The following is a 13,202-nucleotide window of genomic DNA, read 5'->3' on the forward strand; positions in this document are numbered from 1 at the left end:
TTTTTACTATTTGTTATATAGGTATTTTCTTAATCAAAAACAATTGAGTTATCTTCTATTTTGGTTATTATTACACTACCCTCAGAATATCTATCTTTTAATAACTCCTTAGATAGAGGATTTATTAGATATTTTTGTATAGCCCTTTTAATAGGTCTTGCTCCTAATACCGGATCATACCCCCTTTCTAAAAGAAACTTTTTAACATCATCCTCCACTTTAATTTGTAGTTTTTTATCATCTAATAAAACCTTTAATTTGTTTAACTCAATTTCAACAATTTTATAAAGTAAATTTGAGTCAAGTCTATTAAATGTAATAATTTCATCTACCCTATTAAGGAACTCAGGTTTAAAACTACTACTTAATAACTCCTCTACTCTAGTTTCAATCTCTTGGCTACTTAACTTCTCATCTAGAATATAGGAGCTACCTATATTACTTGTCATAATAATTATTGAGTTTGTAAAATCCACAATTCGTCCCTGGCCATCTGTTAATCTTCCATCATCAAAGACCTGGAGCATTGTATTAAAAACATCTGGGTGTGCCTTCTCTATCTCATCAAATAGAATAACAGAGTAGGGCCTTCGTCTAACAGCTTCGGTTAACTGGCCTCCCTGATCATAACCAACATATCCTGGAGGGGCCCCGATTAGTCTGCTAACAGAGTGTTTCTCCATATACTCACTCATATCGATCCTGGTTAGGGATTTTTCATCGTTAAAAAGAAACTCAGCTAAGGCCTTAGATAACTCTGTTTTACCAACCCCTGTAGGTCCTAAAAATAGAAATGTACCTAAAGGTTTTTTACTATCAGAGAGCCCTGATTTGTTCCGTCTTATTGCATCTGATATTTTTTCTAAGGCGTGGTTTTGACCAACTACCCTCTTCTCTAAATGCTCTTCTAGAGTTAAATACTTATCCGCTTCTCCCTTTAAAAGTTTAGAGATTGGAATACCTGTCCATATAGATATAACATCTGCAATATCCTCCTCCCTTACTTCCTCTTTTAATAGGGTTGTTTCCCTAACTTCATGTGATCTTTTTTCTAATAGATCCTTAATTCTAGGAATCTCTCCATGGCGAAGTTTTGCAGCCATCTCTAAATCCCCATCCCTTTCACACTTAGCCTCTTTAATTGTTAAACTCTCTAACTCTTTTTTTAGGTTCTGAATCTCTTCTATCTCTTTTTTCTCACTTAGCCATTTCGCTTTTAACTCATTTTTCTCCAAGCTTAATGAATTAATACTCTCTTCAATTTTCTCTAATTTATCCTTAGCAGACTTCTCCTTAAGTAGAGATCTTTTCTCTATCTCCAGGGTTAGGATATCCCGTTCTAATTTATCTAGAATTTCAGGTTGACTCTCTAGCTCTATTTTAAGTCTACTTGCAGCCTCATCTACTAAGTCGATAGCCTTATCCGGTAAAAACCTTGATGTAATATACCTATTTGATAACACTGCAGCTTGGATTAATGCTTCATCATTAATTCTTACTCCGTGATGGATCTCATACTTATCCTTAATTCCTCTTAAAATAGTTATTGTATCTTCAACCGATGGCTCCCCTGTATAGACCTGCTGAAAACGTCTCTCAAAGGCACTATCTTTCTCGATATATTTTCTATACTCATCTAATGTGGTAGCCCCAATTGTTCTTAGTTCCCCCCTAGCTAAGGCGGGTTTTAACATATTTGAGGCATCATTAGATCCCTCGGCTGCTCCTGCCCCCATTAGAGTATGTAACTCATCTATAAAAAGAATTATCTCCCCATTTGACTCTGAGATCTCCTTAATAACACCCTTCAATCTCTCTTCAAACTCACCTCTAAATTTAGCACCTGCTAATAAAGAACTAATATCTAGGGCTAATATTTTTTTATCAAGTAACGAGTCTGGAACATCCTTATTTACAATTCTAAGGGCCAACCCCTCGGCAATAGCGGTTTTACCCACCCCTGGATCTCCAATTAATACCGGGTTATTTTTTGTTCTTCTAGATAAGACCTGTATAACTCTTCTTATCTCCTTATCCCTTCCAATAACCGGGTCTAGTTTCCCCTTTGTCGCAAGATTTGTAAGATCCCTGGTATATTTTTTTAATATTTGGTATTTATCCTCAGGATTAGCTGATGTAACCCTACTACTTCCCCTTATCTCCTTTAGAGATGAGAGTATTAATTTTTTTGTGATCCCTTTTGTCAATAATATTTCTGATGCCCTGCATTTTATATCCATAAGGGCTAATAGAATATGCTCACCACTTAGATACTCATCCGAGAACATCTCAGCCTCTTTTTCAGCTTTTTTAAGTAGTTTAGCAGATGTTCCAGAAAGTGTTGAAGCTGTAGTATCCCCATAGGACTTTGCTAGTGTATTTATGTAGGATTCAAGATCATCCTCTATATTTGAACTATTACCAACAATTAACTTAATTATTGAAAAGACAATAGACTCTCTATCCTGTAGGTATGCTAAAAGAATATGGGATGGTTCTATTGCAGGGTTGTTTCCACTCTCTGCAAGTTTAACTGAGTTCTCTAAAATTTCCCGTGTTTTAATTGTTAAATCCATATAATTTCTCCTATCATGTATACTCAAGCAAATTTTATGCCAAGCCCTCTATAGGAAATATAATACTCTTATAGGTCGAATACCAATATATGGGTCAATATAATATAATATTTAAATATAAATTACCCAACTGTGTATTATTTACACAATTAGGTAACTAAACCTTAATTTCTGGGTCAAAAAAACATCAACCACCACCTGTTCCACCAACAGAAACTGCTACTTTAAACAGACCTCTCTCTAAATCCCATGTAAAGTCTGCACCTAGCGCAGGTATAGCAACTTTATCAACATAAAACCTAAATCCAACTCCTGGACCGTGCCAAAACTCATTAACTCCTTCTAGGGAGGTAAAAATACCCGCTTCATAGTAGACAGGAAGGGTAAAACTACCCCAAGAAGGAGAGTAGATAACAGGTTCAAAGGAGACTAGAGAGTCTGCATACTTCTCTATAGCCACTTGTCCAGATGGTAGGACACGACTTCCCTCAACACCACCTATAAAGATTGGCTTATAATCTATACTACCTTGCCATCCACTATTAATACCAGTTTTTAATAGGTAGTTATCATTAAATAGAAATGTTCTATTAATTTTTAGAAGTAAACTAGGGTTATATAAATAGTTTTTAGAACTTGATACTTTATACTCTAAGTTAATATCCCACCCATCAGTAAAGAAATTAGAAAAGTAGAGATCCTTATAAGATAGAGTTAATGAGTTATTAAAAAAGAGCTCATCTACACCACTATTACCTAGGTAACCTGTAGGATCTAAGGCTTTAAACCCCTCGATACCTGTGGATAATAGAACTCCAAAATTCCACTTTAAATCCCTTCCTAGGGAAATTGATAAAGCTAATCTCTCCTCATTATATGAGGATAAAACATCTTTTCCAGAAATATCTAGATGATCTATACCCCCTCTATTGAAGCTTGTAGATAGCCCAAATGAGTAGTTAGAATCTAAAAAATTAGGATTAACCCAAGCGGAAAACCCCGATATTTTTTCACTATTTACAAAAAGTCCAGATACTAAAGTCTGGTTTAATCCAAGTAGGTTAGACTCTATAAAAACTCCACCAGCTAACCAACTATCAGAACTTACAAAACCAACAGGTATAGGTATTAACGTCCAACGCTCCATTAGTTCAATATTTAGTTGAATAGTAGTATCTGTAATATTTACTATATTAACACCAATGTTTTTCTGAAAAATTCCTGCGGATAGGAGATCCTGCTCTATTTGGGAATCTATACTCTCATCAACAACTGAACCCTTATTTACTCCAATAATATTTAAAACCGTAGAGTATTTAGTTCTTGTTAACCCACTTATATTAATCTGATCAACCACATACTCCTTAGAGAATAAAAGTAGGGTTAAAGATGTATAAACTATTAAAAATATCTTTTTTTTCATATTCTGTATAATATCAGATATAAATAACTTATAGAATAGTATTGATTACTAATAGAAGCTTATGGATAATAAAAAATTATAGAGGTTAAAATGAGTGACATTTATATAAAAAAAATACTTAGTGCAAAAGTTTATGATGTTGCAATAGAGACACCAATAGACGAAGCTATTTTTCTTAGTAAAAGAATAAAAAATAGGGTTTTTATTAAAAGAGAAGATCTTCAGCCTGTTTTCTCATTTAAACTCCGGGGTGCCTATAACAAGATGTATCAATTAACAGATAAAGAGAAACTACTTGGTATTGTTGCTGCATCCGCTGGTAACCACGCCCAAGGAGTTGCCCTTGCAGCAAAAAAACTTGGTATTAAAGCAACTATTGTTATGCCAGTAACCACACCTAAAATTAAGGTTATATCAGTTAGGGAGCACGGTGCAGAAGTTATACTTTTTGGAGATAATTTTAATGAAGCCCTAGAGTACGCTAAGAAGTTAGAGTCAAAAAATAGTCTAATATTTATTCATCCCTATGATGATCCAGAAGTTATAGCTGGACAGGGTACAATTGGTATGGAGATATCAAGGCAGTTTCCCAATACAATCGATTATATTTTTATTCCAGTGGGAGGTGGAGGCCTAGCCGCTGGAGTTGGAACATACCTTAAATATTTACGTCCTGATATAAGGGTTATTGCTGTTGAGTCTGATGAATCCGCCTGTTTGAAAGCAGCTTTAGAGTCAGATAGTAGAGTAATTTTAGACAGAGTTGGAATATTTGCCGATGGTGTTGCTGTAAAACAGATAGGGGAGAATACATTTGATCTATGTAAGAGTTGTATTGATGAAGTTATTACAGTAAATACAGATGAGATCTGCGCTGCTATTAAGGATTTATTTGAAGATACAAGGTCTATAGCAGAACCTGCAGGTGCCCTCTCCCTTGCAGGACTTAAAAAGTACTGCGAGGAGAATAACATAGAGGATAAAACTGTTATGGCAATTGAGAGTGGAGCAAATGTAAACTTTGATAAACTAAGATTTATCTCCGAAGTATCAGAATTTGGGGAGAGAAGGGAGTTCCTACTCTCTGTTACAATCCCTGAAGAGAGGGGAAGTTTTAGAAAGTTCTGTATTGAGTTAGGGGAGCATAGCATAACAGAGTTTAACTATAGAACTAGTAATAAAAAACAGGCAACAATTCTAGTAGGTGTTAGAGTTAAACATAAAAAGGGAGAGCTTGAGAAACTAATTAGTCACTTAGAAAAGTGTAACTATACCGTTTCCGATTTAACAGATAGCGATAGCGCAAAAAGACATGTTAGACACATGGTTGGTGGACACAGACTAAATGAGCAAATAAATGAAGCTGTATTTTCTATTGACTTCCCGGAGAAGCCTGGAGCTTTAACAAATCTACTTAACAAACTAGAGGATAGCTGGAATATCTCCATGTTCCACTATAGAAACGAAGGAAGTGTAGTAGGTAGAGGTTTAATTGGATTCCAATACAAAAATGAAAATAAGGAAGATCTTCTAGAGACTTTAGATAGGGTTGGATATAACTATTTAAATATGGAAAATGATAAGGCATATAACCTATTTTTAGGTTAACAATTAAGCCCCCCCTGTAAAGCTGGGGGGATAATTTTTATTTAATAAAAATCAGGGACTGCCAAGGTTTTAAAACCATATTGTGACTATAGGTTAGACTTTTGGATTTTCCTAGAAAACCGTAGTTATCCAGTTGTGTATTATTATTAAAGGAGTTCCATAACTCCTTAGGAATATTAAACTGGGTCTCACTATCTGATCTATTTAATAGAACTAACAGTTCCTGATTTTTATAAGTTCTCTTATAGGCTATTAACTCTTCCTTATCTTCTAATACAAAGTGACAATCCCCATAAACAAAAACATCAAACTCTTTTCTTAGCCTTATTAAGTTTTTGTAATAGGATAAAATACTGTTTTCCATATTTAGCTGATCTTCAATATTTAATTCCTTATAGTTAGGGTTAACATCTAGCCAGGGTTTTGTGTCTGAAAATCCAGAAAAACTCTCACTACTCCACTGTACAGGAGTTCTTGAGTTATCCCGACTTTTTTTAGCAAAATAATCTAGAATATAATCATCACTTCTACCCTCTTTTTGAAGAATCTTAATACCATTTTTAGTCTCTATATCATTAAATTGATCAAAGGATTCAAATAACATATTTGTCATCCCTATCTCCTCCCCCTGATATATGTATGGTGTGCCAGGAAGGGTAAAGTTCATTGTTCCTAACAGTGTTGCAGACTGGGCTAGATACTCCCTATCATTTCCAAAAACAGAGACCTGTCTAGGATTATCATGATTACTTAAATAGTTACTGTTCCAACCTCCATTATTAATAACAGGCAGCCAATTTTTTAAAACTCTTTTTATCTCGCTATTATTTTTTGTACTTAAAGAAACCAGTTCAAAGTGGAATACCATATTTAGCTCTTCTCTATCCAACCCTACATATTTAATCGCCTCATCTGGGGTGACTTCTACATTTTCACCTACAGTTAAACACTCATATTTAGAGAAAACCTCCCTATTCATCTCGGCTATAATATCGTGGATACCTTCATTATTAGCGTAGTAGTCAGGGGCAAATATCAATCCTTCAATATCCCTCTCTCCTTTAGGATTAGAGTAGAGATCTGGTTTAGAGTAGAGATTACAAACATCCATTCTAAATCCACCTATACCCTTATCTAACCACCAACGCATCATTTTATATATCTCTTGACGAAGCTCCATATTCTCCCAGTTTAAATCTGGTTGTTTTTTAGAGAAAAGATGTAGATAATATTGATCTGTATCCCTATTAAACTCCCATACAGAGCCACTAAAAAAGGACCTCCAATCATTTGGTCTTTTATTATCCTTAGACCATATATAATAATCATGATACTTACTATTTTTATCTTTTTTAGCTTCTTTAAACCATTCATGCTCATCGGAGGTATGGTTAACAACTAAGTCCATAAGAATTTTTATACCAAACTCCTTAGAAACAGCTATTAACTCCTCCATATCTTCCATGGAACCAAATGTAGGATCGATATTGTAATAATCTGAAATATCATAACCATTATCATCATTAGGAGAAGCGTATACTGGGGATAACCAAATAACATTAATACCTAGATCTGATAAATACGGAATTTTTGATATTATCCCCCTAATATCCCCAATACCATCACTATTTGAGTCCTTAAAACTTCTAGGATATACCTGATATACAATAGAATCTTTCCAATTATAACTACTTGTCATACTTCCTCCTAATAAATTACGTAAACGTTTACTTAAAGTTAACTTGATTTATAAAATATGTCAAATATTTATACAAAAAATATTGAATAAATCTATATTTAATTATGAAAAATTGACTAATTAGGAGTTTTATCCTAAAATTACGTAAACGATTTCTAGAGGATTAATGGTGAAACCAACTATAAAAGATGTAGCAAAACTGGCAAATGTCTCTATAGCTACAGTATCTAGGGTTTTAAATAACTTAGATGGTTATAGTAAAAAAACTAAGGATAAAGTAGAAAAGGCGATAAAAGAGTTAAATTATGAACCTAATGCTATAGCTAGGGGGTTAGTATCAAAAAACAGTAGAACTATTGGTATACTACTCCCCTATATGCACGGTAGGTTTAGCGTTGACCTTTTAAGGGGTATCGATAAATATACCCATGAAAATAACTACAGCGTTGTTATTTGCAATACAGACAACAATGGTATTCGTACTATGGAGTATATAAAACTCCTTGGGGAGAAACAGGTTGAAGGTATTATTTTTGCCAGTGCAGAGGTAAAAAAAGAGTATGAGGAAGAGTTACTAAAGTTAAACATCCCCACTATTCTAGTCTCAACTAATGGAATAAGTAACAAACTACCATCTATAAATATAGATAACTATCAGGCAGCTTACTACGCTACACTAGAGTTAATTAAAAAAGGGCATAAAGATATATGTATGATTAGTGGGCAAAAGGATAATAAGGAGAGTGGAATCCCAAGGGAAGCCGGCTTTAAACAGGCTCTACTAGATAACGGTTTAGAAGTTAGTGATCAAAAGATATATTATGGGGATTTTACATTTGAATCAGGGATATCAGGTATTACCAAGTTGAAAAAAGACAACCCTAATATGACTGCCATATTTACAGCTAGTGATTTAATGGCCCTTGGGGTTTTACAGTATGCATATCAAAAAAGGTTGATTATTCCCCACGAACTTGCAGTTATAGGGTTTGATGACAGTGAAGATGCAAAAATGTCTGTTCCACCCCTTACAACTATTCACCAACCAATCGAAGAGATGGGTATTTTGGCAGCACAGATGTTAATTGATAAAAGTATTGTTTTTGAGGATAAAATTCTAAAACACTCAGTTACTATACGGAATACTATTTAATAAATAGAAATTATATTTACCCCCTTCTCTAACCTGTAATAAAAACTTACATAACTGTCTAATTTTATTATATAATTATTTAGGTTTTTATATTGTTTATTACTTGTAACTAGAACCTCACTAATAGACGTAAATGGGATATACCTATAGTTATACTTATAACCTTTTCTACTATTCCCAGTAATTTCATCTTCTGTATTAATTATGATTAACTCTTTAAAGTTTGTTAAAAATAAAACACTGTGTAGAGTATTACCCTTTATCTTATCAATTATATAAGTGCATATAGTTTTGTGTTTTCTACAAAGTTCAGACTCTTCCTGGTATCCAATTAACTCTAGATTTTCACCTCTTTTAATAAATTTGTTGTATTTGTTATTGAAATAATCTCAGAATAAGCTATGTAGTAACTTGAAATACTTCCATCTCTCTCCTTAAGAATCTTCATTTTATTTTTATCAAGAATTATAAGCCTATTATATAAAACCATACCTGGCTTCACATCTCTTCTATCAGCGTTAATAGGAAGCTTTATAGCAAATTCTAAATCATTTTCAAGATTGACATATTCTCTAAAGTGAGATGGAATATCCCAGATATTATCTAATTTAAATATCCATGGCCCAAACATATTATACTCTTTTACAAAACTATCCATAAAAACTCCATTCTAATATAATATACTAAAATGTAAAAATGCCTACACTTTCTTTTAATAGTTCAGCTTGGAATTCTAAATCCTTTGCATGGCCTAATAAACCTTCCGATGTCCCTGCATTATCCTGGGAAACTTTATTTAACTGAGTAATAGCTATATTTATCTGCTTAATACCTATATTCATCTCTTGGGTAGCACCACTTATTTGATGCACTAAGAGGGATGACTTTTCCATATCTGGTAAAATTACACTTAGTTGATCCCCTGCTTTAGATGATAGGTCAACACCAACCCTAGTTAACTCTTCTATATCTTGGGCGGCACTTTTACTTCTTTGTGCTAATTTTGTAACTTCTGCAGCAACAACAGCAAATCCCTTACCAGCCTCACCAGCTCTTGCAGCTTCTATTGCTGCATTTAATGCTAAAATATTTGTCTGGTTAGCTATATCACTAATAATAATTATTTTTTCTGCAATCTCTTTCATAGAATTTACAAAGAGTTTTGTTGATCCATAACACTGGCTAATCCCAAGGGTAGCTGCTTCAGTAAGATCTTCACTTAGTCTAGAACTATTTTCATTTTGTTGTATATTTGCTCCAAACTCTTCAAGGGTTGTAGAGATCTCTTCTACAGAGCTAGACTGAAGTATTGCCCCAGAAGAGACTTTGTCCGATTGAGAATTCAGATTTTTTGATGAGTCTAAAATAGAATCAGCTCCATCAGTTATCTCATTTATTATTGAACGTAAATTCAATTTCATCTGGTTTAAAGCCTCTATTAATTGACCTATCTCATCCTTATTTCTAACACTTATCTCTTTTGATAGATCCCCCTTTGATATAGCAATTGAAAAATCCATAGCTTTTATTATGTTCCTAATTATAGGTTTTAAAATATTTGAAAATGTAATAAGAAACAAAAATATGGATATAATAACGCTAACAGTTATAATATACAAAAATTTATTGATATACCTATAAAGGTCACTCTCATAAATTGAGACACAAATATAAGAGTCATAGGGGGCAAAATATTTAAAATACTGATACTTCCACCTTCCTTCCCGACTCTCTGGCCATTTATACCTAGATTTATACTCCCCATTAGAAGCACTCACTATCTGTCTAAAAAATACACTATTCTTAAAATTATCTCCCTCTAATGATGGGTGTATAATAAACTCTCCTGTAGAGTCTATTAAAAATGGATACCCTTCTCCATAGTAGGATTTTTTATTAAAAACATTTTTTAGAAAGCTATAATCCTTCTCTTTTATTCCCACATAGAGTATTCCCTCTATTTTTCCATTAACATATATGGGTTCATAGGCTGTTAGAAACCAATCATTAACTACATAGGCTCTTCCATAAAATGTTTTACCACTTTCAATCTCCTTTATAACACTAGAGCTATTAGGAATGTATGTACCTACCGCTCTTTTATTATCTAGAGTTGTTACATTAGTTGAAATCCTTAGATAACCATCATCTACCTTTTGAAAAATTGTAGCGGTCTCAACAGACTTACTCTTAATTAAATCTACAATTTCATAGTTTTTATATAGGGATTTACCACTTAACATCCACCTAGAAATTTTATACTCCCTAGACTCTTTAGTTATCTGGTTAATACCTTCTACATATATCTCTTCCCCACTATCAACAATATCACCAGATTGATATAGGATGTTGTGGGCTAGGTTTAATGAGACATTAACTGTCTCCTGTTTCTGTTCAACATGGCCTTTTAACAGGGTGTGTAGATCATCTAAATGACTTAACATCTCTTGATCTGTTGTTATTATGTAGCTAGATTTTTGAGACTGATAAACAACAATTGCTAAAATGGTAAAAATAACGACTAAAAGAATAAATGTTATTAAGTTTATCTTATTTTTTAAATTCATAATATCTCACTTTTTTTTAATTATTTAACTAAATATAGTTCATATTAAAACAGTTTACAGAGGAATTACTTATTATTTTTTTAAAATATGATCTAGAAGCTTACCTAATTGATAGTTTCTGTATGGTTTATGTATAAAACCATCTAAACCATTACTCTTAAGCTCTTGAATGTTTCCATCCTTTGTAAAGCCTGATGATATTATAATTCTACAATCCTTATCTATCTCTCTTAACTTGTAAAAGGCCTCATAACCACTCATTACTGGCATAACCATATCCATAATTACAACATCAATACTATTTCTATTTTTTTTATATATATCTATGGCTTCTAACCCATTTGCTGCTAAAAATACGTTATACCCCATACCCTTTAACATCTTTTCACCTGTTAATCTTAATAAATCCTCATCATCGACAAAAAGAATATTACCAGCACCATTTATAATTTTTTTTTCCTCTATTAGTACCGACTCATCCTCTACAGTACTACAGGGTATATAGATATGAAATACGGTTCCAAAGTTCATAGCACTATAGACACTTATAATTCCATTATGCTCCTTTACAACACCGTAAACAGTAGATAGTCCTAAACCTGTTCCTTTCCCCTGCTCTTTAGTTGTAAAAAAAGGTTCAAAAATCTTTTTAATATTCTTTGAGGAAATTCCCTGTCCATTATCCCTAAAATCAATTTTTATATAGTTCCCTGGTTCTACATCGAAGGTAGAATCTTTACAGTACTCTGCATCTAAATATATATTTTTTGTACTAATAGTAATCTCTCCACCATTTGGCATAGCATGGGATGAGTTTATACCTAGGTTAATTATAACATTTTGTAGATTTGTTTTATCACCTAAGACCTTATCATTTTCAGCGCTTTTATTAACTTTTATTATATTTTTTTTATCAATACTCTTATCAAGGATCCCAACAGACTCATCTATTAATTCATGTAGATATATATTATTTAATGAGGATACGTTTTTACTTGAAAAGGTTAATAACTTATTTGTTAAATCACTTGCTCTAGATACGGCTTGGATTATTAAGTCTACATATTTTAAGCCTTTCTCATCTAACTTTAGTTTAGGAGATTTTAGTAGTTCTGCTGCACCTATAACACCTGATAACATATTGTTGAAGTCGTGGGCTACTCCCCCTGCTAACTGTCCTACAGCCTCTAATCTTTGGCTGTGGGCTAACTTCTCAACTAACTCATCCTTCTCTATCTCTCTAGCTATTTTATCACTTATATCTCTAAATATAATAACTATAGAACTTTTATTCCCCCTATTATCATACATAGGGCCAGCGCTGTGTGAAACATAATACTTAGATTTATCTTTAGAGTGTAAAACTGTATCGCTATTTTCTTCTATATATTGACCATACTTTAAAACTCTAGATACGGGATTTTCCATTGGAGTGTTATTACTTGCTGATACGATATTAAATACTTTGTTTAGTTTCTCCCCCTTTACATCCATTAGTTTATAACCAGTTAACTTTTCCGAATATGTATTCATTTTTTCTATATTAGAGTCTAGATCTGTAATAATTATTGCATTACCAGTGGAGCTAAACATAATAAGAAGTTCTTCATCCCTACTAACTCCGTGGCCAATAAGCTCTAGAATCTGGGCTAAAAAGTTTAAAATTATCTTTACCTGTTCCTCTTTTATACTAAGAATACTATTATAAGCCTCTATGTAGCCCTCAACATCCTTTATTCCAACTTCTTCTGCCTGATTTCTAAAATACTCTTCATTAGGTTTATCCCCCTGGATAAAAAATTGACCAATGTAGAGATTTCCTAGGTGTCTTCCACTTATAATAATTGGAATAGCTGCATCGATAAGGCCATTTTGACACTTATAGATGGTATAATTCTCACCTGATTTTATTTGTGTATTTAAAAAATTGTCACTCTCTAGACACCGTTTTAGTGTTATTGGGTTTTTACGATGGTATTTAGTACACAAATCCTGCCAACCTGTTGCGACAAGAATGGTTCCATCTATATCAGCAATTGCTGTTGCAAGACCTGTTATTTCAGTAAAAGACAGACATAAAGAGTTTAAAAAATCTCTATCTAGTAGATCTAGTATTCTTAATTTACTTATAGATTCAAAATGTTCACTACTTGTAATTTTTTCCAAAAGAGTCCCT

Annotated in this window: 7 protein-coding genes and 1 pseudogene; 2 read left to right on the forward strand and 6 right to left on the reverse strand. The window is 33.0% G+C overall.

Annotated elements, in window-relative coordinates:
- Positions 1-29 precede the first annotated feature (29 nt).
- Together EW093_RS04105 and EW093_RS04110 are read right to left on the reverse strand one after the other, a co-directional pair.
- A complete protein-coding gene (locus tag EW093_RS04105; RefSeq protein WP_149567171.1) occupies positions 30-2,576 on the reverse strand; it encodes an ATP-dependent Clp protease ATP-binding subunit in 2,547 nt (848 codons plus the stop codon).
- 187 nt (positions 2,577-2,763) lie between these two features.
- A complete protein-coding gene (locus EW093_RS04110) occupies positions 2,764-3,999 on the reverse strand; it encodes a BamA/TamA family outer membrane protein (RefSeq protein ID WP_149567172.1) in 1,236 nt (411 codons plus the stop codon).
- Positions 4,000-4,089: 90 nt separating this feature from the next.
- Here EW093_RS04110 and ilvA point away from each other — a divergent pair, with 90 nt between their 5' ends.
- Positions 4,090-5,607 carry a threonine ammonia-lyase, biosynthetic gene (ilvA, locus tag EW093_RS04115; RefSeq protein ID WP_149567173.1) on the forward strand — a complete coding sequence of 506 codons (1,518 nt, stop codon included), beginning with the start codon at positions 4,090-4,092 and terminating at the stop codon, positions 5,605-5,607.
- 37 nt (positions 5,608-5,644) lie between these two features.
- Here the strand turns inward: ilvA and EW093_RS04120 are convergent, their stop codons facing one another.
- On the reverse strand, positions 5,645-7,306 hold the full coding sequence (locus tag EW093_RS04120; RefSeq protein WP_149567174.1) for a glycoside hydrolase family 13 protein: 1,662 nt from the start codon (positions 7,304-7,306) through the stop codon (positions 5,645-5,647).
- A 166-nt stretch (positions 7,307-7,472) separates the two neighbouring features.
- On the opposite strand from EW093_RS04120, the gene EW093_RS04125 reads away from it, so the two are divergent.
- Positions 7,473-8,459: a LacI family DNA-binding transcriptional regulator gene (locus EW093_RS04125; RefSeq protein WP_149567175.1), complete on the forward strand. Its 987-nt coding sequence runs from the start codon at positions 7,473-7,475 to the stop codon at positions 8,457-8,459.
- 337 nt (positions 8,460-8,796) lie between these two features.
- On the opposite strand, the gene EW093_RS04130 is transcribed toward EW093_RS04125, so the two are convergent.
- From EW093_RS04130 to EW093_RS04140, 3 genes and pseudogenes are all read right to left on the reverse strand, one after another.
- Positions 8,797-9,117, reverse strand: coding sequence for a hypothetical protein (locus tag EW093_RS04130; RefSeq protein ID WP_149567176.1), 321 nt, complete (start codon positions 9,115-9,117; stop codon positions 8,797-8,799).
- A 190-nt stretch (positions 9,118-9,307) separates the two neighbouring features.
- Positions 9,308-11,026, reverse strand: a pseudogene (locus EW093_RS04135) (methyl-accepting chemotaxis protein); the annotation flags it as partial.
- Between the two features lie 72 nt (positions 11,027-11,098).
- Positions 11,099-13,192: a PocR ligand-binding domain-containing protein gene (locus tag EW093_RS04140; protein ID WP_149567178.1), complete on the reverse strand. Its 2,094-nt coding sequence runs from the start codon at positions 13,190-13,192 to the stop codon at positions 11,099-11,101.
- Positions 13,193-13,202 lie beyond the last annotated feature (10 nt).

Source organism: Thiospirochaeta perfilievii, from assembly GCF_008329945.1.
Classification (GTDB): Bacteria; Spirochaetota; Spirochaetia; order DSM-2461; family DSM-2461; genus Thiospirochaeta; species Thiospirochaeta perfilievii.

Excerpts from the sequence above, each read along its gene's own strand:
- EW093_RS04105 (WP_149567171.1), bottom strand. The coding sequence starts at position 2,576 with ATGGATTTAACAATTAAAACACGGGAAATTTTAGAGAACTCAGTTAAA.
- EW093_RS04110 (WP_149567172.1), bottom strand. The coding sequence starts at position 3,999 with ATGAAAAAAAAGATATTTTTAATAGTTTATACATCTTTAACCCTACTT.
- ilvA (WP_149567173.1), top strand. The coding sequence starts at position 4,090 with ATGAGTGACATTTATATAAAAAAAATACTTAGTGCAAAAGTTTATGAT.
- EW093_RS04120 (WP_149567174.1), bottom strand. The coding sequence starts at position 7,306 with ATGACAAGTAGTTATAATTGGAAAGATTCTATTGTATATCAGGTATAT.
- EW093_RS04125 (WP_149567175.1), top strand. The coding sequence starts at position 7,473 with ATGGTGAAACCAACTATAAAAGATGTAGCAAAACTGGCAAATGTCTCT.
- EW093_RS04130 (WP_149567176.1), bottom strand. The coding sequence starts at position 9,117 with ATGGATAGTTTTGTAAAAGAGTATAATATGTTTGGGCCATGGATATTT.